The sequence below is a fragment of the Paenibacillus sp. BSR1-1 genome, from assembly GCF_030403775.1.
Taxonomy (GTDB): domain Bacteria; phylum Bacillota; class Bacilli; order Bacillales; family Cytobacillaceae; genus Neobacillus.
On record NZ_JAQMWQ010000012.1, the window covers coordinates 90,716 to 114,269 of the forward strand.

Here is a 23,554-nt window from a genome sequence, read left to right on the forward strand (position 1 = left end):
GATTATTGTAAAAATATTTGCCGAATTCTTTAAACTGTGGGAAATTTTATTTTATTTCGTTGATAAAAAAGTGAACGGACTACCTGCTCGGCCACATTTTCTAACAACTCGCCAGCATTTTCCATGGCTTCTTTTAATTCCATAGGCTTGTTTATAATACTGTGAACGCTTAAAACTCCATACTGATAAAGTGCTTCTATTCCTTTTCCTACTGAACCAGCCAAAATGACTGTCGGAATATTTTTCAATAATGCCGCCTGCGCGACTCCCATCGGTGTCTTACCTGAAGCGGTTTGGAAATCTACTTGTCCCTCACCTGTTATGACAAGGTCTGCACCTTCAAGAGCTGTCTGAAGGCCTGTATATTCTATCACCACATCGATGCCCCTTCTCATTCTTGAAGGAAAAAATGCCTGGAATGCCCCACCAATTCCACCAGCAGCTCCTGCTCCTGGGGAATCATGGAGATGAACACCTGTTACTTTTTCAACTTCATCTGCCCAATGAGCTAGACAAGCATCTAAAATTGAAACCATCTCAGGAGTTGCTCCCTTTTGTGGACCGAACACATGTGATGCTCCGTGTGGGCCAATTAAAGGGTTTTCTACATCCGATGCAATAAGAAACTTACAATCAGCTATTCTTTCGTCAAACTCGCTTAAATCAATAGAATGAATCTTAGCAAGCTCTGCACCACCAGTGGAGATTTTGTTTCCCTTCTCATCTAAAAGTGATAAACCAAGAGCCTGGAGCATCCCCGCCCCACCATCATTGGTAGCTGAACCGCCCAGTGCTAAAATAAATGACGTAAAACCATCATCTAAAGCCTGTTTAATAAGTTCCCCAGTTCCAAAGGTAGTTGTATTTAAAGGATTAAGTTCTTCTCGAGGAATTAGTGGGATCCCAGAGGCCTTTGCCATTTCGATGACACAGGTCTTTCCATCACCCAATATGCCATATTCAGCTTCAACCTTTTTACCTAAGGGTCCAGTAACAAGTACTGAAATTTTTTGTCCATTAGTGACAGCAACTAAAGTATCTAACGTTCCTTCCCCACCATCAGCAACAGGAAGGCATAGAGTGTCGGCATCCGAAAATGCCTTTTGAATGCCTCTTTCTATTGCTCTGGCTGCCTCAAATGCACTTAAACTCCCCTTAAATGAGTCAGGGGCTATTACAATCTTCATTTTTATTCCCCTTTCGAAAGCGTTTTCATTTCTATCCTCATTATACTAATCTTGATTATAAGAAGCATCGTGTGTACCATATAAAAAAAGGGACTAATTTTTTGAAATTTTCGTATGTTTTAACTAATTTCTTGGAGGAATAGGATGTTAACGAGAGAAATTGCCCAAACCATTGTATTAGAAACCTCTCTACGCCTTAATAGAAATATAAACATTATGGATGAAAAAGGGATTATTATAGCCTCCTGTGATCCTTCTAGGATAGACGATATTCACGAGGGGGCACTTGAAGTTCTAAAAAGCGGTGAAACACTTATTATACCTTTTAATGAAAAAGGTGTTTGGAAAGGAGCCCATCCCGGCATCAACCTACCGATTGTTTTTCAGGATAGAATTGTTGGAGTAATTGGCATTACGGGAAATCCCGAAGATATACAGGAATTTAGCGGCATCGTAAAAATGATTACGGAGCTTATGATAAAAGAAAAATTTATCGCTTCTCAATTGGAATGGAAACTACGAACCAAAGAAATGATTATCGAAGAACTTTTGAAAAGTTCTCCTTCCTACAGTACTATCGAACGTGGGCTTAACCTAATTGGCTTAAATCTTGAGGCACCATTTATCACACATGTGATTCAAATGATGGATCGCGCAATCTCAAATCAAACATTAACTTATAAAATAGAAGGAATGATTGGTGAAAAACAATGCCTTGTAGGCTTTATCAATACTAATCGGATGTTTATCGCCTTTTCCGGATTCACTCAGCAAGAAGCAGACAAAAAGCTGCAAAACATATACGACGAATTGAAAAAGCTGAAGTTAAAATTCCGACTTGCATACAGCACTTCTTTTAAATCGATGAGTAAGTTTAACCAATCCTATATTGATTGTGACCTTGCCCTTCAAATCAGTGACGAAGCAGAGGATTTTATTTCATTTGCCGACGTGGAACCAAAGGCATTAATTTATAAAATAGATCGGGCATGGGGAGAAAGGTTTAACACCAGAATCATGAACAAAACCTTGCTTAAATATGCTGATACTTTAGAAGCCTTTTTTAAAAATAATTTAAATATCCAGCAAACGGCTGAAGACTTATATCTTCACCGAAACACACTCATTTATCGACTAAGCAAAATAGAACAAGAAACGGGCTATGATCCAAAAACGTTTAAAGATGCGTTAACACTACAGCTTGCTCTTTGGACAGATAAAAAGTTAAAAAGCGAGGAGCTTACTAACTAGATAAACACAAACAGGTCAGGTACCGAACTATCGTTTTAAATTCAGTCACTGTAATCGTATTACTTGCAGGTGTTATTAAACTCTTACTCATTTTAGTCCATTCAGTGCAAAAGAAAAAGGTCTGGAGATATCCTAAAATCAGTTCCAACAAAAGCAAAATCCCAATCATTTTGATTTTGGGATTTTGCTTTGACTATCTATATATACTATTTACCTAATTTTCTATACTTCTAAGGAAAAAGCTGAAGTAATTTCATTCCATGTATGACTGTTCAACATATAAAGTTCATTCTCTCTCCTTTCATAAGTCCTTGGAAAATTTCAAACTAATCTTTAAATTATTTAAACCATAAATGGTAAATTTTTATTACATTTTTCAAAATACTAACATACACTTTTTATAAATGAATGAATTATTCATTTATAAAGGAGGTCTCTAACGTTATGAGTGAACGAGAATGGAATCTTCAGGATAAATATGTATTGATTACAGGCGCAACAAATGGAATCGGGCTTGCAGCAGCAAAGGCTATTGCTGCACGTGGAGCAAATATCGGAATTATTGCCAGGAATCAGAGAAGGGCAGAAGAAATTTCTATACAATTAAAAAAGCAAACGAGTAAACCGATAAAAGTGGATATCTTCATTGCTGATCTTTCCTCTCAAAGTTCCATTCGCCAAGCAGCTGAACAAATACTGGAAAGGTGCCCACAGATTGATTTATTAGTGAATAATGCCGGAGCTTTATTCGATACCCTTCTGAAGACGGAGGATGGTGTGGAAATGACCTGGGCATTGAACCACTTGGCACCTTTTCTTCTCACTTCACTTCTATTAAACCGTCTAAAGGAAAGTGATTCAGCTCGGGTGATCAATACCTCATCACATGGGCATAAGATGGTAAAAAACGGTTTTGATTTTGATAATATCAACGGTGAGGATCTCTATACAGGAGTTAAAAAGTTAATGGGCGGTCCAACACTTCGGTATGCTCAGACCAAGCTTGCTAATATTTTATTTACTTCTGAATTGGCACAGCGGCTAGAAGGAACAAATATTACCGTTCATTGTTTCGACCCTGGACTCGTTGCCACGAATTTCAATCAAAACAATGGAAGGATGGCCAAAGCGACAATGGCTGTTATGAAGCTCTTTTCCCGTACACCGGAGGAGGGAGCGGATACATTGGTATGGCTTGCGGAAATGAAGGATGTCTCCTGGCTAAACGGCAAATACTGCGCTGACAGACAATTAAAGGAACCGACGGAAGTCGCCGCTGACAGAGAATTGGCCAAAAGGCTTTGGGAAATAAGCGAGGAACAAGTTGGGGCATCATTGAAATAATTGTTATAGTTTTCATAAAAAAAAACCCTATGGAAGAGGATGAATAAGGGTGACACCATTAAATGATCACCAACTGGACCAGCTCCGTGATGAACGGAAAGAACAAATAAAGAAAGCTGCGCTAAAAGTATTTGCTTGCCGGGGACTGATTGGAACGAAAATGAGCATGATTGCTCAGGAAGCGGGCATTAGCCAAGGTCTATCCTATCGATATTACAGTTCCAAAGATGAGCTTTTTATTGCACTTGTTCAGGATGCGATGGAAGAAACGGCTAAGGCATTTGCAGCATTCGGGCTCATGAAAGGTTCGCCTTTAGAAAAAATCAAAGAATTTACCATAAATATGCTGGATGAAAGCAATCGACATTCCTTTATGCTCATACAGCAGGTGCAAACATCCGATGAAGTGCCTGACAAGGCAAAAAATATTGTCCAGCAATATCCAACCAGTTCTCTTATTGAACAAATGACCCCCATCTTTAAAGAGGGGCAAGAGAAAGGGGAATTTAGTAAAGGCGATCCTGCTGAACTTTTGATGCTCTATTTCTCCGTCATTTCCGGTTTGATGCTGCTGCCTCACGGATTAGATGGGGTTAACTTAATTCATCATGTTGATAATTTAATGAAAATATTAAAGGAATGAAACAAATTTAAGTCACCTATCGTCATGGACCCTAACAGGCACTTATGATAGTAGGTGACTTATTTTTTGAATACACTCCCCGAATAATGTCGATGAATTCGACAAAATGCGTGTGCTGATGTTCCTCCTTTGGGAACAAAAATAGACCAATCACCTGTTAGGATGACTGGTCTTCGTAGTTATAATATATATTCAATTTTTATTAGATTCTATTCAAAATCTGCATGCCGTTGAAACATTGATTCTGATGTTTCACCTATTTCATCCATTAAATTCATTATCATTCCATCAAAAGTTAAGAAAGCTAATTGTTCAAACGCTGACCCCATTGGCTGAGCAAAGATTGAATCTTCGCGATTATTATCAGTTTTGGTCGTTCCTGGAAGTGCTAAGACAGCATCAGCTAATTTTCCAATGGTTGAATCTGGTTTCATTGTAACTAGCGCAATACGAACACCGCTTTGCTTTGCCTTTTCAGCTAAACTTTTTAAGCTTCCAGTTTCGCCTGATCCTGAACAGATAATCAATAGGTCGCCTGGTTTAGAATGTGGTGAACTAATTTCACCAACAACACTGACAGAAAATCCAAGATGCATCAGACGATTGGCAAAAGCTCTAATAGCGATCCCTGAACGTCCAGCTCCATTTAAGAAAATATGTTTTGCCGCTTTGATTTCTTCAATGAAGCTTGCAAGATCCTCTGGATTAACTTTTTCAGCATTAGTAGTTAATTCATTTAAAATTTCCAACGTATAATTTTTCATCGTATGGCTCCTATACTAAGCGATTGTTCTGCCACCATCCATTAAGATTGTTTGTCCTTGAATGTATGAATTAGCTTTATCAGCCAAGAATAGAGTCAAATTTGCAACGTCTTCTATTGTTCCAAAGCGGCGAACAGGAATTTTTTCCAAGACAGCATTTAAACTTTCTTCTGTTGGATAATTAACTCTCATCATTTCTCCTGAATCAATTAATCGAGGTGCGATTGCATTAACATTGACGCCTTTCGGTCCAAGTTCTTTCGCCAGTCCACGAATCAAGCCTTCTCCCCCTGCTTTAGAAGCTGGATAAGAAACACCACCACCTGTACCGCTCAAAGCAGAACCAGAACTAATATAGACAATTGACCCTTTATTCGTTAGGAAATCATTGTAGAAAGCTTTCACTGTGTTGAAAAGCCCAGTTAAGTTTATGCTTATGGTTTTACTCCATTCTTCAAACGAAATGTCATTAACTTTATTAGCAAAAGCTACACCTGCATTTAGAACAAGGATATCAATACGGCCGAATTCTTCAAAGACTTTATCACGAACTCGTACTAAAGCTTCTGGATCTGATACATCAGCTTGAACAAAAATTGATTTTACAAATTCCTCTGTAATCTCTTTAGCTGTTTCTTCACCTGTTTCAGCATTATAATCGACAATTACTGTATTTGCGCCTGCTTCCGCAAATTGTCTAGCAATTCCTTTCCCGATTCCATGTCCTGCTCCTGTAATTAATGCAACTTTTCCTTCAAAATTCCCCATTTTTATTCCGATCCCTTCTATATTATTTTTCTAGCATTTTAAGATTCTTTAGATGTGCCTTGTTATCAGTAAATAAATAAGATCCAATCACAATCATGGAAGCCCCTGCTTCGATACATTTCCTAGCTATATCTTCATCAACGCCGCCATCGACTTCAATTTGAATATCACGATTCCCAATCATTTCTTTTACCTCTCTGATTCGATCAATCGTTTCTTCAATAAAAGTTTGATTAGGTCTTCCTGGATTAATAGACATTATTAAAATATAATCAACCGTATTAAGGAGGGGTTTTAATAGCGAGGTGTCCGTTCCCGGATTGATGACGACCCCTGCTTTCCTTCCATGCTGTTTAATTTGATCAATCACAAAGCGAACATGTGGAGTTGATTCATAGTGAACTGAGATCATTTCAGCGCCCGTCTCTAATACACTAGCTATTTGACGCTCTGGGTATGAAACCATCATATGAACATCTAATTTCATTTTCACTTGCTTTTTAATGCTTTTAATCTGTTCTGGACCAAATGCGATATGAGGGACGAAGTTTCCGTCCATCATATCAACATGAAGGGTGTCAAAACCTTCTTCATACAAACAATCGCATTCTTCTTTTAAATTCATAATATCTGCTGCAAATAACGAAGGTAAGATCTGATTCATTACTGTACCTCTTCCCTGTCTATTATTTTACTAATGTATTAATCCAATAGATTAATACGTTCCATGGCTCAGAAAAGACAAAGTCTGACCCTAGACCTTTTACCTTAACGCCTGCGCCGGTAAGCATTTCTGTCGCGCCTGGTGCGACGTATCCTTCAAGATAAAATGTGATAATACAAAGTACTACCGTCGAAAGAATGGAACGGAAAAGGTTCCCTTTACTTGCTAAGGTACACAATACAGAAATATAGGTAACTGACATTAACAGACCGATAGGAAAGAAGTGAACTCCAGGTAAAATAAGTGCAAACAGAATGACAATCGGAATGGAAACGACTGTAGTTGTAATCGTAGTTGGATCACCTAAGCCTAAAGCAATATCCATTCCGACATTTAGTTCGGAAGTTCCCATACGTTTAAGCATAAATTGTTTTGCCGCTTTTCCGATTGGAGATAATCCCTCCATCATAACTCCAACCACTTTTGGCATTAGGACCATAACTCCGGCAATCCCAACCGCCATTGGCAATAATTCAGTAACAGGTCTTCTCGTTACTAAACCTAAAATGATACCAACAAGTACACCAATAATGACCGGATCTCCTATAATACCTAATCTTTTATTAAGTTTCTGTAGGGAAATATCCAATTTATTTAAACCAGGAATGAAATCAATAATTTTATTTGTCAGCCAAGCTATCGGATAGACCCAAGCTGAAAAAATAATCGTTGTATTGGTTGTACCTTCTAAACCAAAGTATTCCTGCCACTTAGGAGCAATTTTATCACCAATGAATAAGGCAGCAACAGACATCGCCAATGTGATAATCAATCCCAGCCAGAAGCTGTGAAAAAGAAAGTAAGCCAATGCCCCTGGAATTAAGAAATGCATGTAATTCCATATATCAACATTTAATGTTTTTGTCCATTTAAGTCGAACTAATGCTAAATTAATAATTAATCCTAAAGGAATTGCCAGTGCTGCAAATGGAGCCATCCAAGCAGCTGCTCCAACAGCAGGCCAACCGATATCTGTAATGGTATAGCCAGAACCACTTTTAGCATAATAATCCACTGCTGGCTGCAATGAGTCATTTAATAAGTTTACGACTAAACCCAAGCCTAAGAATCCTACCCCAACTAATAGTCCGGACTTAATAGCGCTTCCAAATTTTAACCTGAACAGCAATCCCAAAAGTGTAATGATAATTGGTAAAATAACCGTTGCTCCCAAACCCGTAATGGTTTTAACAATATGAAGCAAAGTATCCATGGATCCACGCTCCTTAATTATTTTGTAAGTTCTAGCAGTTTTTCAGCCAGTTGCTTCTTTAATTTTTCCTCATTAATCCCTGTTACAAATCCCATGATATTTAAATGTGGTTTTTCATCCGTTTTATAATTATTAGTTGTCAAAACAATATCAACGCTATCAATAATATTAGGTAGTTCTGTCATACTTGTTTTAACAAGATTGTAATTTGCAATTCCTACTTCTTTTAAAACCTCTTTCACCGCATCTGCTGCGATTGTTGAAGTTGCTACTCCACTTCCACAAGCTACTACAATTTGAATTTTTGAATTTAACATATTAATTCCTCCAATGATAGTAAAATAATTTGATTTTCAATATAGGATTTTGAGTAATGTAAAGAGTTCCCTTATAGGATTGATATTAGAGAAGTCCCTTTTTTCAAGTCTTCTATTAACTTTGGATCTTGAATAAGCCCCATAAGTTGTTTTAAACATTGCAAATGAGTTTCTGATTTACCGAATCCGATAACAAATAGTATATCTACTTCCAATGATTCTTCAGGGTTATCCATCCGATTCATTCTGATCGGATTCTTTAAAGTAACTAGGGAAATAAAATCTTTTAAAACATATTGGGAACCTCCATGCGGTATAGCTACAGCATATCCGTCTAATTGCAGCCCTGTTGGAAATTCCTTTTCACGTTCGAGCAGTGCGTCTTTGAATTCGTTTTCCACATAGTTTTTACTAACCAAAGTTTTCATTATATCTGATAATAAATCTTCATAATCTTTGTATTCTTTTTCGAAAAATACAAGGTCCTCATATAGGTATTCCTTTAACACGATTTCTCTCATCTCCCAATTACATTATTTCTCTAAAATTTAAACTATCTGTTTGAATATGATTCAAGTAGTTTTAAAATTTGTTCCTTACTTTTGGCACTCAGCATTTCTTTTCGGCTTTCCTTTAATAACTTTGTTAATTGTCCTAGTGCTTTTAAATGTTGTTCATTATCCCATGAGGCCAATACAACAAAGATTCTAACTGATTCACCCATTAAATCAACCGGTTTTTCTAGAAACAACATACTCATTCCGGTCTTCTTAACTCCATCTGCTGGTGCAGCATGTGGAAGCGCAAACTGTTCCGATATAACGATATAGGGACCAAGCTTTAAAACATTATCTATCATTTTTTCAACATAGTTCATGTTGATATATTCCAGATCCAATAATGGTAAAGCAGCCAGTTTAATAGCTTCCATCCAATCTGATACTTGCCCAACTGTATTAATTTTTTCAGAATCCAATAAATCTGCTAAAGATGGTTTTCTTTTTTCGTTTTCTATCGCAATTGGAGAATGTAAATATCTTCTAAGTTCCTGTTTTAATGCTTCTTCGTCTTCTACCATCGCAAAACGTTTTACCATGTCCATTAGCGTATCTACTGAATAGAGTTGTTCCGTTTGTGCTTCATTATTTAAGCTATTAATTTTTCTTAACAACCGTTCTTTATCTTTATTGTCCAATATTGGCTTAGCTACGAAAATCGGGATGCCTTTATCAGGTAGAGGAACAGTTGATACAATAAAATCTACTGCTAGATCTTGTTTTTCGTACTCTCTTAATGAAACTGCTCCAACAATATCAACATTTGAAAATAACCCAGCTAACTGCGATTCCAATATTCGGGATGTGCCTAATCCACTTGTACAGACAATCAGCAGCTTTTTTCGAATCGAACTTAAAGTAATTCCTTCTCTTCGCAGCCATCCTCCAAAATGCATGGCTATATAGGCAATTTCACTATCGGTTACTGGTTGTTTAACCAGGCTTTCAAAATGATGAATAACTTTCCTTGTCAGGCGAAATACTTCCGGATAATTTTCCTCAACAGAATTCTGTAAAATATTTTCTATCTTAATTCCATACCTTAATCGATAATAAGCAGGCTTTAAGTGAACAAATAGGTTCTTAATCATTTGTTCCTTTTCAGAAAAATTTACAGCTGCATACAGTTGAAAATCGGAGACCATTTTTTCAACAACGTGACACAACGATCTCATTTCATCGTTTTCATAGATTGGATTTAAATCATAATTCACCTTAGCACTTAATAAATATTTGGCCATGTAATAAACTTCAACTTCCGGGATCGTCATATTCATTTCTCTTGTGAGATTTGAACATAAAGTTTTAGCACCTTTAAATGCTTCAGTTGAATTAATAACTTCTTTTTCAACTGGATCAATTCCAACATATTGTTCCTGTCGTATCCTTCTAGAAAACAAGTAAAACCAAACAACAAGCTGATTCAATATTTCATCTGTGAATTCAATCTGAAATTTTCTCTCATATTCAATTAACAGATTCTTCAATAAATGCAGCTCATAATTATTGAATACTATATAAGGTCGAAGCAATTTTTGATCTAACTTATCTGCAAAGGCTGAATCGACGATGATTTGGTACCATCCACTTTCAGGTGTTACAAATGTTAGAAAGTGAATCAACACTCGTCTTAACTCATTTTCATCACCTTTAATTTGATAACCATGGTGACGTCCAGATTCGATGTTTAGCTGAAAATCGCTTGCTTCCTCTTTTAATTTTTTTATATCTTCAAGTATCGTATTTCTACTTACTTGGAACAGCTCTATAAAATCATTCAAATAAAGAGGGTGTTCTTGAACGGCAATAAAAATAAAAATCCAAGCTCTTCTCTCATTAGGCGAATATTCATAGAATGGATAATCGCTTACAGGTAATTGAGTTCTCAATTTTTCTTTTACATGTTCATCAAGATAGAGTCCTTGTCCTCGTACTTGACTAACTTTGGGATAACCACTCTCCTTCAGCCAATCGTTAATTTTGGCTATATCATTGTAAATTTTTCGATTTGAAACATTAAATGTTTGTGCAAGTTCCTGGACTGATACATAAGCATCAGCCACAACAAGCTGGTTTAAAACCGCCAAACTTTTTTGATCCATTTTATCAGCCCACCTCAAACATAAGTCTTAGAACTAAGTTCTTAGTATTATGTCCTGATTACATTATAAGAAAGCGATTTTATAAAAATAAGACCAAATGAGTCACTAAGCAATTTGCAAAATTGGACTTTAGTAAACAGGTGCCTGCATCAAAAAAGGACCCGATCATGCCTAGTGGCAGATTCGGATCCTTATAACTACTAATCTCTTCTTAATCCCATACCATATTCTACTATTAAATAAGACCAATTTTTTTTAGTCCAAATTGAATTCCCCTATTATTCACATTCTTAGTCACGAAGTTTGCAATTGGCTTCAGTTCCGCGTGGGCATTTCCCATTGCGATTCCCATGCCAACATAGGAGAGCATTTCTCTATCATTTAAACCATCCCCAAAAGCAACAGCCTCTGAAGGGGAAATTCCCATAAATCTTAGAATGGATTCTATGCCACTTGCTTTTGAATATTCAGAAGGTATGACATCTATCGACTGTTTATATGAACGAATAAATTTGATATCGGAAAAGTTTTGATGATATTTATTTTCTTCATGGCTATCACAGCATAATACAACTTGATAAATAGAGTTTCCTTTCCAAAAATTCGAGTCAAAATTTGGAGGAGCTACTTTAAGCCATTGAAATGTTTCTATGATATCCGGATGTTCATGATAACTGGCATAATAGTCTTCATTTCCAAGGTAAACTAAAGGGTGGTTGTTTTTCTGTGCAAATTCAACCAACAATTGAACAGAATTAGTTGGAAAAGGTTCATCAACAATGGGTTTCCCCTCAAAAACCACGTACGATCCATTAAAACTAACATATGAATCAATTCCCAGCTCTTCAGCAATAGGTTTTAAATGATACGGGGCTCTGCCTGTAGCAATAACAATCTTTACATTAGATTCTTTTAGCTGATCTATGGATTCTTTTGTTTCATAGGGGATTTGCCCTTCCACAGTAATTAATGTCCCATCAATATCGAAAAAGACAATTTTATATGGAGTCATTCCTATACCATCCTCTCCTTATAATTTGCAGCAACTAGCACTATGTTTAAGAATTATTTTCCAATTTATATTATAAGAAAACTGGTAAAAAAATAAGACCAAATGGGTCACGGGGCAATTTGCAAAATTGTACTTTAAATAGTAAATAATAAAAATTGAAAAAAGGCTTCCTCACAAACAATCTGTGAGAAAGCCTCTTTTGATTAATTAAAACGTAGTTCCCGCATTGACAATATACCAAACATTCCCGACACCCTGGCCTGTTACATCGCCTTTTGCCTTGTCTTTTATCCAATAATAGAGCGGATATCCTTTGTAGGTCACTTGCTCGGCTCCATTATCTTCCCGCTTGATCGTGCCAAAATCACTTGGGCTAAAGCCTGCAGGCACTTTGAATTCTTTGGCTGAAAACGCCGGCCAGTTTTCCAAACATTGTCCGCTGCAATTGCTTTTTCCAGGTTGATCCTTCGTAAAATAATACAAGGTCATTCCTTTTGCATCCGCTAAGTATTTGCCAATTTTGGCATCCTCTAATAATTGTAATTGATTAGCGTTTGCCTCTTCAAACGTGGTTTGGCTATTAACAATAAACCAGACATTCCCGACTCCCTGACCAGTTACATCACCTTTTGCTTTGTCTTTAATCCAATAATAAAGCGGATACCCTTTGTAAGTTACCTGCTCTGTCCCATTATCTTCCCTCTTGATCGTGCCAAAATCGCTTAGGTTAAAGCCCTCCGGCACTTTGAAGTCTTTTGCGGAAAACGCCGGCCAGTTTTCTAAACATTGCCCGCTGCAATTGCTCTTTCCGACTTGATCCTTTGTAAACCAATACAACGCCATTCCCTTGGAATCAGCTAAGTACTTTCCAATATTCGCATTATCTAATAGTTGTAAACCATTCTCTTCGGACTTACTCCCTTTGTCAGCTGTTACTGTTTCGCTTTTTGGTTCCTTCTTTTTCGCAGTCTGATCGGTCTGGCTGTTACAAGCCGCTAATAATAGGATGACTGAAAATACGGCTAAGAAAAACATCCACTTCTTCATTTAAGTCCCTCCCCAAAAATTGTTTACATTTGAGGAAACGGACAATGTTTTAAAACGGTTTGATTTTTTTAATAATTTTTTCAAAAATAAAATTCTGTCTGGTGAAGCCGAGCTGTTCCATTTGCTTGAGGAATTCTTGCTCCTCTATTTTTCCGGCCCAAAATGCTTCTCCATTCACGATTTTTCCCTATGAGCGGGTATCCTAGATTGCTAGTTTTCATGTGTTAACCTCCTAGTTTTTGAAAAATAAAGCTGTTTTCGAGGTCAAACTTCACTCGGTTTGCGAGCCGTCGAATTTATCGGCGAATTTTAAAGGTTTAACAGCGGATTTTCCGAGTTTATCAGCGAATTTTGAAGGTTTATCAGCGAATCATATATAGGAACCCTCTTTAAAGCAAAAATAAAAAAGGCAGCTCCAACGTTCTAATAGAAAGTTAGAAATGCCTAATAAATAGAGGTACACACGTCCCCTATCCTTACTTTTAGCAAATACTATAACACTCCCTATCTCCGGTAGGTTTTCAGTGTTGTCGAAACAGGCAGTAAAATTCTATTAATTTATAACTATTTAAAAAGAAAATTAAAAAACTAAGACCGTTGACTAATTACGTCAACGGTCTTTTCGTGAATGAACCTTTTCTCCTTGGACCCAGACTTCACGAATGTTTTCCGGCTGGACCAGGTACATGATTTTTTGAAAAATATCGTTTAAATCTTCATTTTTATCATAAATAGGCAGCTTGGCGGTTTCTAATGAGGTATCGATGAGTTGAACATCCCACACATGGTTTTCTGCAATGCGGCCGATTGGCAGACTTAAACTTTCCCCTCCGCCAGCGGTGGCCAAATAGAACGCTTCATTAATCGTAATCCGTGAATTCGGAACTCCGCGTGCTTCAGCAGAAAGAGTCGGATCAACACCATCCTCCAACATTCTCGATGACATCACCGCTTGTCGCACATTATCGAACAGACTTGGGGAAAATCCTCCTGAGATATCCGAGCCTAATCCAATTTCTACCCCTTTTGAATGCAACCGGGCAATCGGAATAACGCTATTGGCAAAGTAGGCATTGGAAATAGGACAATGACAGACAGCCGTACCCGTTTCTGCAAAGAGACCTGCATCGTCGTCATTTAGAAAATTACAATGCGCCATAACAGACTTTTCACGTAATAGACCAAAATCATTTAAAGCAAACGCATCATTTTTATGAAAACGCTCTTGGACATACCCATGCTCCCAGTCACTTTCACTGCAGTGCGATTGGACGTAAGTATCGTACTTTGCGGCTAATTCTCCTAAGCCTTTTAATGTATCGTCTGTACAGCTGGGAATAAACCGAGGAGTAACGACTGGATAAACCCCCTGTTTCGTTCGCTTCGTCAATTCGCGAACAGCTAAAATAAACTCCTCCGTATCCGCCAATGCCGAAACAGTATCAGCGTCACGATAATATTCAGGGGTTTGGTCGGGGTTATCCATGACGACCTTCCCCACTAATCCCCTCTGCCCTTTTTCGGCGCATATTTTTGCCAGCAATAAACTCGTTTCTTTATGGACAGTTGCAAAATAAAGGGCTGTCGTTGTCCCGTTAGCTAGTAAGGCACTGACGACATCCTCGTACACATTTTTCGCAAAGTCTAAATCGGAAAATTTAGACTCAATCGGAAAGGTATACGTGTTCAACCATTCATAAAGCGGGATATCCAATGCCGTACCGGCCTGGGCCCACTGCGGAGCGTGCACATGTAAATCGATAAAGCCAGGTAACAAATACTGACCTTCATCCAAACGTTGAAAATTCTCTGTGCCTTGGTAAGCATCTAATAAAGCTTGATAGCCCTTATCCTCTGGCGCTATCATTTTTTCAATCATTCCATCCTCGTTAATACAAAAAAGATGGTCTTTTAAAATTTGAATTTCTTTTGGAGATTGACTTGTAAAAGCAGTCCCTTGAAAAACTCGCGTATATGGTTTCATAAATGACACCCTCGTATTCTTGATTTCCTATTTGTTATTGTAGGGGAATGAACATGGTAAGTCCAACAAACGAAAGAAGAGATGACGCTGAGACCAAAATAACCAAAAAGAACGATATAACCAAAATATTGTCAGATAATTCACTAAAATTTATACTTCATTTATTGATAGCGAGTTTCTATCATTTTCATCTTGTTTAACTTGTAAGTGTTTACATTATTTTAAACCTAATAGATTAGGGGGATTGTCAATGAAAATCAATTTTAAGAGCCTTACCACGCAAGTTGTGATTGCCATTGTCCTTGGGATTGTCTTTGGTGCCTTATTTCCGAAAATGGGTTCCGAATTAAAAGTATTATCCGATATTTTTGTCAAAATGATCAAAATGGTCATTGCACCGATTATCTTCTTAACCATTGTCGTCGGTATTGCCGGTATGGGAGATATGAAGAAAGTCGGCCGAATTGGCGGAAAAGCTTTACTTTATTTTGAAATCGTTTCCACCATCTCTTTGGCGATCGGTATTCTGTTTGCTACGATTTTTAAGCCAGGTGCAGGGGTCAATGCCCACAGCGCAAAAGCAGACATTAGCCAATTCACCAAGCAGGCAGCCGAAGGAAGCCACAGTTTCATGGACTTTATTATGGGAATCATCCCTGAAAACTTTATAGGTGCTTTAGCCAACGGTCAGCTTCTTCCGATTCTTTTCTTGGCCGTCCTATTCGGCATCGCCTTAGCAGGCCTTGGCGAAAGAAGCAAGTCTGTCATTGATTTATTTGAAAAATTATCCGAAACCTTCTTCCGAATTGTAAACATCATTATGTATTATTCACCGATTGCAGCTTTTGGAGCAATCTCCTATACGATTGGCCAGTTCGGGATTGGTTCGCTTTTATCCCTCGGAAAATTGTTCGGGTTAACGGTATTGGCGATGGCCGTATTTATCGTTGTCATTCTCGGCGGAATTGCAAAATTTTATCGTTTTAATATCTTCAAATTTATCAGCTATATTAAAGACGAAATCTTTTTAGTATTAGGTACATCCTCTTCTGAATCGGCTCTTCCAAAAATGGTGGAAAAGCTAGAAAACTACGGATGTTCAAAATCTGTTGTCGGTCTTGTTGTACCAACGGGGTATTCGTTTAACTTGGATGGAACCTCCATCTACCTATCGATGGCAGCCCTATTCATCGCTCAGGCTTTTGGAGTTGACTTAAGCCTTGGACAAGAAGTCACCCTGCTTGGCGTATTAATGCTTACCTCTAAAGGTGCTGCAGGTGTAACAGGCTCGGGTTTTGTTACCTTGGCAGCAACTCTCGCAGCATTCCCAAGCGTTCCGGTTGAAGGAATTGCCCTTCTTCTAGGGGTCGACCGCTTTATGTCTACTGCCCGTGCCCTGACAAATCTTATTGGTAACGGGGTTGCTACGGTGGTTGTTTCCAAAATGGAAAATGAGTTTGATGAGAACGCAGCAGTAAAGTCCTCTTTAAACAAAACGGCGTAACCATGCTTACACATGTATAACTTTCAGCCACGGTATACGTGGCTGTTTCTTTGGTTTTTCGCCAAAAAGTAAGCTATAATGGGCAAAAATGCAAGGAAAGGAGAGAATTCATGGAACCGATCCGAGTTTTGATTGTCGAGGATGATCCGATGGTCATGGAGATTAACGCGGAATTTGTATCGAAGCTGCCAGGTTTTACGTTAGTCGGAAAAGCCTTTTCTGGCAAAGATGCCATGTCCTTAATCAAGGAAGTCCATCCTAATCTCGTCCTGCTCGATTACTTTTTGCCAGACATGAACGGATTTTCCCTCCTTCAGCTAATTAGAAACGAAAACTATCCTTTAGATGTCATTCTCTTAACAGCCAACCGCGATCCCCAGCATGTCCAGGAAATTTTCCGCGCTGGGGTTGTCGATTATATTGTTAAGCCGTTCCGGTTTGATAGATTCCAATCGGCGCTGGAGCAATACCGAAATACCTTTAAAAAATTCAAGGAAAACCGGCCATTGGAACAGGCTGATTTGGATGCGATGACAAGAGTCCATACAATGCAGCCGGAGCCTGAAGAGTCCTTGCCAAAAGGATTAAATGACAGGACCATGAAGCAGGTTTTGCAATTTTTAGATGGGCAGACAGAGCCTCTGTCATCTGATGAAGTGGCCGCTGGAACTGGTTTAGCGAGGGTTACCGTACGCCGTTATTTAGACTATCTGGAGAAAAAGGGCGACATCCTCATGGAAATTCAATATGGTTCTGTCGGCCGCCCTATGAACAAGTACCGATTATAGAAAGAGGGGGTCTTGTGCGACATAAAAAACCACTGTTTCGTCTGCAAACGACCATTACCCTTCTCGTCTGCGGAGTAGTAGCATTAGCATTATTTGTAACCGACCTGCTCATTAGTAGGGAAATCGGGAACACTACCAAAAACAATCAAGCAGAAAAAGCAATGAATATTGCCAGGATGACCGCTCATTCTCCGCTTATTCTAGAAGCACTCGAGCATATGCGGAGCGAAAGCGACATCCAGGACTATACCACTGAAATGGCGAAGGTAACAAACGTCGAATTTATTGTCGTTCTTGATATGAAGGGGATCCGGAAATCACATCCTAATCCTAGTAAAATCGGTGAACGATTTGTCGGCGGGGATGAAGGGCCTGTCCTTCATGGCCATGAACATATCTCAACGGCCAAAGGAACCTTAGGCTACTCTTTGAGAGCGTTTACACCTATTTACTCAAGTTCAGGGAAACAAATTGGCGCTATAGCGGTTGGAATTTCCCTTGATAAAGTCAAACAAGATGTAAGAAACAGCAAAAAGGTTATTATTCTTGCAGTAATTTTTGGAGTCATAATCGGCGTCATCGGCGCTGTTATTTTAGCTAGAAAAATTAAGAAAAGCATGTTTGGACTAGAACCGTTTGAAATCGGAAAATTACTGGAAGAGCGAAGTGCCATGCTTCAATCGACAAAGGAAGGCATTCTGGCAGTTGACCAAGACGCCCGGATCACGCTTATTAATAATGAAGCACTGCGTTTATTCGAAGAGGCTGGGATTAAGGAAAATCCAGCAGGACGCTCGGTCGACGAATATATCCCACAGCTTCATCTAAAAAATGTCCTGGAATCAGGAAAACCCCGGCTGAATGAAGAAATTGATTTATCCGGTATTACCCTGTTAACGAATCAAGTGCCCATCCAAGTTGGAAATAAAATGGTTGGAGCGATCACAACCTTCCGCAACAAAACGGAAATCAATAAACTGGCAAAAGAGCTTACGGGAGTCACACTCTATGCGGAAGCACTAAGGGCCCAGTCCCACGAATTTATGAACAAGCTTCATGTTATTCTTGGGTTGGTTCATCTCGAGCGCTATGAAAAGCTGGCTGACTATATTAACCAGATTTCCGATCACCTTCAAAGCGAGGTCGGTTATATCGTTAGTAAAATAAAGGACCCGGCCTTAGCGGGGTTCATTCTCGGGAAAATGAGCTACGCAAGAGAGCTGGGTTCGGAGCTTTCCTTTACAGCAGAAACGGTTTTGCCTGAGCCTGCTTCACCTGAAATCACACATGAATTAATCACCATAATCGGCAATTTAATTGATAATGCATTAGAGGCTTTCACAGACCAAGAAAACAAAGAAGTATCGGTTCATTTTGACTACTACGATCAAGAGGTTTTCATCGAAGTAGCAGATAACGGTCCTGGAATGGACGAAGAACTGGCTGAAAAAATCTTTTTCAAAGGCGTTTCGACAAAAGGCATGGATCGGGGCATTGGATTATCTCTCGTGAAACGAAGTGTAGACAGACTTAAGGGGCAAGTAGAACTTTTTACAAGTGTGGGAGAAGGAACTAGATTTACCCTTACATTCCCCTATCAAATCAGAGGGGAAAACAAATAAAAATGACCATCAAGGAGTGTTCAGAATGGCAATTGGAAAAGGTACAAGTACACATATTATCATGCGTTTACAATTAGATGTAGAGGTTTTTTCATTCGGTGAAATTGCCAGCTGCATCAGTAATGCAGGCGGCGATATTATCGGGGTCGATGTCATTTCCTCGAGCAAAACTCATACCATCCGGGACATCACCGTCAATGTCCCTGGTTTGAAGCATAGCCGGCATTTAGGCGAGTTAATCTCCAAGCTGAAGGGCGTAAAGGTCCTGCAAATTTCGGACCGAACCTTCCTGATGCATCTAGGAGGAAAAATTGAGACCGCACTCAAAACGAGAATTAAGAACAGGGAAGATTTGGCGAGGGTTTATACACCAGGGGTAGCAAATGTCTGCACTGCGATTGCCGAAGAACCTGAAAAAGCTTATTCGTTAACGATTAAGCGTAACACGATTGCGGTTATCTCAGACGGAACTGCCGTGCTTGGCCTTGGGAATATTGGACCGTATGCCGCCATGCCGGTTATGGAAGGTAAGGCGATGCTCTTTAAACAACTGGCGAATGTCGATTCTTTCCCACTCTGTCTCGATACGGAAGATACGGAAGAAATTATTCGGACGATTAAAGCCGTTGCCCCGGCTTTTGGTGGAATCAATTTAGAGGATATTTCTGCACCAAGATGCTTTGAAATCGAAAAAAGATTAAAGGAAGAGCTTGATATCCCTGTTTTTCACGACGATCAGCATGGAACCGCCGTTGTGCTTCTTGCCGGACTTTTAAATGCATTAAGAATTACCAATAAAAAACTTGAAGATATCAAAGTCGTCTTCACTGGCATTGGCGCCGCAGGAATGGCCTGTACAAAGATACTCCTTTCAGCTGGGGTTCGCAACGTTATTGGAGTGGACAGGCACGGGGCGATCCACCGTGATGTTCAGTATGACAATCCTTATTGGAATGCCTATGCGAAAATGACCAATCCCGATAATCTAAAAGGTTCCTTATCAGAGGTAATTGTCGGGGCCGACGTCTTTATCGGCGTTTCCGCTCCTGGAATCTTGAAGGTTGAGGACGTAAAAACGATGGCGAAGGATCCGATCGTATTCGCCATGGCTAACCCGGAACCGGAAATTAACCCGGATATTGCCGAGCCTTATGTACGGGTAATGGCAACCGGCCGCTCCGATTATCCAAATCAAATCAATAATGTTCTTTGTTTTCCAGGAATCTTCCGCGGCGCACTCGACTGCCGTGCGAGTGAAATTAATGAAGAAATGAAGGTGGCGGCAGCGAAAGCGATTGCATCCGTTGTGTCGGACGAGGAACTAAGCGAATCGTATATCATTCCGAGCGTATTCAATGATAAGGTCGTAGAACGGGTCCGCGCAGCCGTGGTCCAAGCAGCCCATCAGACAGGCGTCGCACGGAAAGAGCCGCGCCCGTGAAGTTAGCTTTTTTAGATTAAAGGCGAATTTTTGAGGTTTATGCGCGATTTTTTTAATTCTATATTATACAGATAAAAGAACACACGCATCACCGGTGCGTGTGTTCTTTTATCCTTCTAGCGGTTTAACGTTTTTCATTTTTGCTACGTGACCTCAGTGGGGATTGTAAGGCATTTACGGGCACGTAGACTCGTGCTACGTGACCCAAGTGAGGATTGTAACCCCCTTTACGGGCACGTAGACTCGTGCTACGTGACCCAAGTGGGAATTGTAACGCCTTTACGGGCACGTAGACTCGTGCTACATAACCTAAATGGAGATTGTAACGCCTTTACGGGCACGTAGACTCATTCTACGTGACCCAAATGGGGATTGTAACGCCTTTACGGTCACGTAGACTCATTCTACGTGACCCAAATGGGGATTGTAACGCCTTTACGGTCACGTAGACTCATTCTACGTGACCCAAGTGGGGTTCCAAAAGCCGTTTCGGTCACATAGAGAGGTTCTACGTGACCCAAATGCAGCCAAATGTCAAATTACGGGCACATAAACCCAATATCAAACACCTCGCTGTACATTTGACTTATATTTCAATAAAGTTAGAATGTGCTATTTTAGATAAAAAGGAGGATTTCAAAAATGAGAACAATAAAGTTAGGAAGCAGCTCATTAGAGGTACCAGTACTAGCCGCCGGCTGTATGCGAATTAACTCGCTGGACAAGCCTGATGCTGAGCGCTTTGTCCAAACGGCTTTAGAAGAAGGGGCGAACTTCTTTGACCATGCCGATATTTATGGCGGCGGGACATGTGAGGAAATCTTCGCTGATGCCATTCAAATGAATGCAGCGGTTCGCGAAAAAATCATTTTGCAATCCAAATGCGGCATTCGCAAGGGCATGTTCGACTTTTCCAAAGAGTATATTTTAGAATCCGTTGACGGTATTTTAAATCGCCTGAAAACGGAGTATCTTGACGTTTTACTTCTGCATCGCCCGGATGCACTTGTGGAGCCTGAAGAAGTTGCTGAAGCCTTTGATATTCTTGAAAGCTCCGGAAAAGTGCGGCATTTTGGTGTATCAAACCAGAATCCGATGCAGATTCAACTGTTACAAAAATTTGTCAAACAGCCTCTTGTGGCAAACCAATTGCAATTAAGCATTACGAATGCCACGATGATCTCAAATGGAATCAATGTGAATATGGAAAATGATTCAGCCATCAACCGGGATGGAAGCGTGCTTGATTTTTGCAGATTGAATGATATTACCATTCAGCCATGGTCTCCATTCCAATATGGATTCTTTGAGGGCGTATTCCTTGGCAGCGACAAGTTCCCTGAGCTAAATCAAAAGATTGATGAAATTGCCGCTAAATATGAAGTGAGCAACACGACCATTGCGGTTGCTTGGCTTTTGCGTCATCCCGCCAAAATGCAGCCAGTCATTGGGACCATGAATCTGGACAGGTTAAAAGATTGCTGTGAGGCAAGCGAAATTCAACTGACACGGGAAGAATGGTACTCGATCTATCGTGCTGCGGGCAACATACTTCCTTAAATAATAACTGCCTGGTCATGAAAGACAAAACTCTTCCAAATAACTTGACTAATGTCCTTCATCCAAGCGATGAAGGACAAAACTCTTCTTAAAAACTGAAAAAATGTCTTTCATCCGGCTATGAAAGACAAAACTCTTCCTAAAAACCGAATAAATGTCCTTCATCCAGTCCCGGAAAGACAAAACTCTTCAAAATGACCTAAAAAGTGTCCTTCATCTATGTTTTTTCGTTAGGCTATTTTCGCATAAATTGTTTTTTTTCGTATAAGTTTATCAACCCGTATAACTAGAAGCGTCGTGGCATCTTTTCGTAAGTACTTTTGCGAAAATTGCCTAGAAACTTAGTAAATGAACCTTATTAGGTTCCAAAAGCAACAAAGTTTACGAAAAGAGCCTTTCGTTAATTCAATTACATAAAAAAATAAGTCGGCACTCCAGCTGCAAGAGACCGACCATCATCAAGATTCTATTGTTTTTACTCCAAGTTACTATGGCGGCCAAACGCCTCAGAATGGTCCACTTCGTTCAGCTTGCCAAACAGCAGGCAGATTGTATCAAACAAAATATGCACACTTTGGTCAAAAAGAGATCCAAGTGGCTGGATGGTTTGCAATTCATTCTCGCGCCGGTACTTGGTTGCTGCCGGGACATGAAGGATATGTGTAGCGGCAGCAGCCAGTGGTGACTCAGGATTGGTGGTAACCGCCATCACCGAGCAGCCGATTGATTTTGTTTTTTCAGAGGTCCAAACCACACTCTTCGTTGTCCCCGAGCCAGAAACCGCCACCAGGAGATCTCCCTGTTCAATCGACGGGGTAATCGTTTCACCCACTACATACACCGTTGCCCCTAAATGCATCAATCTCATCGCAAAAGATTTCGCCATTAAGCCGGAACGGCCTTCACCAATAATAAATATCCGCTTAGCTTGGTGCAATTCGGACGCTAAAGCTTCGAGCTTGCCCTCTTCTACCTGTCTAATAACCATTTCCACTTCTTTTAAAATCGTTTGAATGACTGACATCTTTATTCCCCCTGCCCAATCGCTTGTTTAAATTTTGCTGCGGCCTCTGACGGATTGTTTGCTTTTGTAATCGCCGAGCCCACAATGACCACTGATGGATTGAATGTCTTTCTTAGACTTTCCAACGAATCCAACGTAATTCCGCCCGCTGCGGCCAGTTTAAGAGTCGGATCCGTAAGAAGTCCCCCGTGCTTTGTTCCCAAGCTCTTTGCTCCGGTTTCCTCTTGCTCATCCTTACTTACATGAGCGCAAAAAATGGCTTCGTTATACTTCAATAAATCAGATACTTGCTCTTTTGAGATATTCAATAAATCAAACATCACCAATTTGTTATAACGTTTAGCCACTTCGATACAAGCATCAATCGTTACGAGCGGGGATACCCCCATAACCGTTGCGATATCTGCCCCGGCTTCGAAGGCCATCTCGAATTCGTAACGGGCATTGTCAATCGTTTTCATATCGGCCACAATCACCTTATTGGGAAAAGCTTGCTTTAGCTCTTTTACACTGCTCATCCCAAATTCTTTAATTAAAGAGGTGCCAACCTCCACCCAATCAATGGAATCCTCCACTTGTTTGGTAAGTTTAATGGCTTCAGTGATCGTCATTCGGTCCAAAGCAAGTTGTAATTTCATCGGTTTAATCTCCTTACTAAATCGATTTAGTAAATCAGCAAATGAGATGGTGTCAGGCACCCGC

The 23,554-nt window shown here is 39.7% G+C and carries 22 protein-coding genes; 8 read left to right on the plus strand and 14 right to left on the minus strand.

What is annotated here, in order from left to right:
* Nucleotides 1-29: 29 nt before the first annotated feature.
* Entirely contained in the window at nucleotides 30-1,187 is a 1,158-nt protein-coding gene (locus PH210_RS17210) for a glycerate kinase (RefSeq protein ID WP_289987244.1), read from the minus strand.
* A 144-nt stretch (nucleotides 1,188-1,331) separates the two neighbouring features.
* Here PH210_RS17210 and PH210_RS17215 point away from each other — a divergent pair, with 144 nt between their 5' ends.
* The 3 genes from PH210_RS17215 to PH210_RS17225 all read left to right on the plus strand — a co-directional run bounded on the left by PH210_RS17215 (nucleotide 1,332) and on the right by PH210_RS17225 (nucleotide 4,425).
* Nucleotides 1,332-2,438, plus strand: coding sequence for a CdaR family transcriptional regulator (locus PH210_RS17215; protein WP_289987245.1), 1,107 nt, complete (start codon nucleotides 1,332-1,334; stop codon nucleotides 2,436-2,438).
* A gap of 444 nt (nucleotides 2,439-2,882) precedes the next feature.
* On the plus strand, nucleotides 2,883-3,782 hold the full coding sequence (locus tag PH210_RS17220) for an SDR family NAD(P)-dependent oxidoreductase (RefSeq protein ID WP_289987246.1): 900 nt from the start codon (nucleotides 2,883-2,885) through the stop codon (nucleotides 3,780-3,782).
* 49 nt (nucleotides 3,783-3,831) lie between these two features.
* The gene (locus PH210_RS17225; RefSeq protein ID WP_289987248.1) at nucleotides 3,832-4,425 is read left to right on the plus strand and encodes a TetR/AcrR family transcriptional regulator; all 594 of its coding nucleotides are present in this window, start codon (nucleotides 3,832-3,834) and stop codon (nucleotides 4,423-4,425) included.
* A 209-nt stretch (nucleotides 4,426-4,634) separates the two neighbouring features.
* Here the strand turns inward: PH210_RS17225 and hxlB (PH210_RS17230) are convergent, their stop codons facing one another.
* From hxlB (PH210_RS17230) to guaD, 11 genes are all read right to left on the minus strand, one after another.
* Complete coding sequence (gene hxlB, locus PH210_RS17230; protein ID WP_289987249.1) at nucleotides 4,635-5,189, minus strand: 6-phospho-3-hexuloisomerase; 555 nt, start codon at nucleotides 5,187-5,189, stop codon at nucleotides 4,635-4,637.
* 15 nt (nucleotides 5,190-5,204) lie between these two features.
* Complete coding sequence (locus tag PH210_RS17235; RefSeq protein WP_289987251.1) at nucleotides 5,205-5,957, minus strand: SDR family NAD(P)-dependent oxidoreductase; 753 nt, start codon at nucleotides 5,955-5,957, stop codon at nucleotides 5,205-5,207.
* A 22-nt stretch (nucleotides 5,958-5,979) separates the two neighbouring features.
* Nucleotides 5,980-6,621 carry a ribulose-phosphate 3-epimerase gene (rpe, locus tag PH210_RS17240; RefSeq protein ID WP_289987253.1) on the minus strand — a complete coding sequence of 214 codons (642 nt, stop codon included), beginning with the start codon at nucleotides 6,619-6,621 and terminating at the stop codon, nucleotides 5,980-5,982.
* Between the two features lie 22 nt (nucleotides 6,622-6,643).
* Entirely contained in the window at nucleotides 6,644-7,894 is a 1,251-nt protein-coding gene (locus PH210_RS17245; RefSeq protein ID WP_289987254.1) for a PTS transporter subunit IIC, read from the minus strand.
* 17 nt (nucleotides 7,895-7,911) lie between these two features.
* Nucleotides 7,912-8,211: a PTS sugar transporter subunit IIB gene (locus PH210_RS17250; RefSeq protein ID WP_289987255.1), complete on the minus strand. Its 300-nt coding sequence runs from the start codon at nucleotides 8,209-8,211 to the stop codon at nucleotides 7,912-7,914.
* A 71-nt stretch (nucleotides 8,212-8,282) separates the two neighbouring features.
* The gene (locus PH210_RS17255) at nucleotides 8,283-8,720 is read right to left on the minus strand and encodes a PTS sugar transporter subunit IIA (RefSeq protein WP_289987256.1); all 438 of its coding nucleotides are present in this window, start codon (nucleotides 8,718-8,720) and stop codon (nucleotides 8,283-8,285) included.
* Between the two features lie 44 nt (nucleotides 8,721-8,764).
* The gene (locus PH210_RS17260; RefSeq protein WP_289987257.1) at nucleotides 8,765-10,870 is read right to left on the minus strand and encodes a BglG family transcription antiterminator; all 2,106 of its coding nucleotides are present in this window, start codon (nucleotides 10,868-10,870) and stop codon (nucleotides 8,765-8,767) included.
* 235 nt (nucleotides 10,871-11,105) lie between these two features.
* A complete protein-coding gene (locus tag PH210_RS17265; protein WP_289987258.1) occupies nucleotides 11,106-11,882 on the minus strand; it encodes a Cof-type HAD-IIB family hydrolase in 777 nt (258 codons plus the stop codon).
* A gap of 207 nt (nucleotides 11,883-12,089) precedes the next feature.
* Nucleotides 12,090-12,929, minus strand: coding sequence for a hypothetical protein (locus tag PH210_RS29790; protein ID WP_354669999.1), 840 nt, complete (start codon nucleotides 12,927-12,929; stop codon nucleotides 12,090-12,092).
* An 80-nt stretch (nucleotides 12,930-13,009) separates the two neighbouring features.
* Nucleotides 13,010-13,150, minus strand: a complete 141-nt coding sequence (locus tag PH210_RS17280) for a hypothetical protein (RefSeq protein WP_289987259.1) — start codon at nucleotides 13,148-13,150, stop codon at nucleotides 13,010-13,012.
* Nucleotides 13,151-13,539: 389 nt separating this feature from the next.
* Nucleotides 13,540-14,913 carry a guanine deaminase gene (gene guaD, locus PH210_RS17285; RefSeq protein WP_289987261.1) on the minus strand — a complete coding sequence of 458 codons (1,374 nt, stop codon included), beginning with the start codon at nucleotides 14,911-14,913 and terminating at the stop codon, nucleotides 13,540-13,542.
* A gap of 250 nt (nucleotides 14,914-15,163) precedes the next feature.
* Here guaD and PH210_RS17290 point away from each other — a divergent pair, with 250 nt between their 5' ends.
* From PH210_RS17290 to PH210_RS17310, 5 genes are all read left to right on the plus strand, one after another.
* A complete protein-coding gene (locus tag PH210_RS17290) occupies nucleotides 15,164-16,417 on the plus strand; it encodes a dicarboxylate/amino acid:cation symporter (RefSeq protein ID WP_289987262.1) in 1,254 nt (417 codons plus the stop codon).
* 110 nt (nucleotides 16,418-16,527) lie between these two features.
* Nucleotides 16,528-17,205, plus strand: coding sequence for a response regulator (locus tag PH210_RS17295; protein WP_289987263.1), 678 nt, complete (start codon nucleotides 16,528-16,530; stop codon nucleotides 17,203-17,205).
* A 14-nt stretch (nucleotides 17,206-17,219) separates the two neighbouring features.
* Nucleotides 17,220-18,827 carry a DcuS/MalK family sensor histidine kinase gene (gene dcuS, locus PH210_RS17300; RefSeq protein WP_289987264.1) on the plus strand — a complete coding sequence of 536 codons (1,608 nt, stop codon included), beginning with the start codon at nucleotides 17,220-17,222 and terminating at the stop codon, nucleotides 18,825-18,827.
* 25 nt (nucleotides 18,828-18,852) lie between these two features.
* Nucleotides 18,853-20,268: an NAD-dependent malic enzyme gene (locus PH210_RS17305; protein WP_289987265.1), complete on the plus strand. Its 1,416-nt coding sequence runs from the start codon at nucleotides 18,853-18,855 to the stop codon at nucleotides 20,266-20,268.
* A gap of 642 nt (nucleotides 20,269-20,910) precedes the next feature.
* Complete coding sequence (locus PH210_RS17310; protein WP_289987267.1) at nucleotides 20,911-21,828, plus strand: aldo/keto reductase; 918 nt, start codon at nucleotides 20,911-20,913, stop codon at nucleotides 21,826-21,828.
* A gap of 475 nt (nucleotides 21,829-22,303) precedes the next feature.
* Here PH210_RS17310 and hxlB (PH210_RS17315) read toward each other — a convergent pair whose 3' ends face one another.
* Both hxlB (PH210_RS17315) and hxlA read right to left on the minus strand, forming a co-directional pair.
* Nucleotides 22,304-22,852 (minus strand): 6-phospho-3-hexuloisomerase, encoded by a 549-nt coding sequence (hxlB, locus tag PH210_RS17315; protein ID WP_289987269.1) that lies wholly within the window; start codon nucleotides 22,850-22,852, stop codon nucleotides 22,304-22,306.
* A 2-nt stretch (nucleotides 22,853-22,854) separates the two neighbouring features.
* Nucleotides 22,855-23,490: a 3-hexulose-6-phosphate synthase gene (gene hxlA, locus PH210_RS17320; RefSeq protein WP_289987271.1), complete on the minus strand. Its 636-nt coding sequence runs from the start codon at nucleotides 23,488-23,490 to the stop codon at nucleotides 22,855-22,857.
* Nucleotides 23,491-23,554 lie beyond the last annotated feature (64 nt).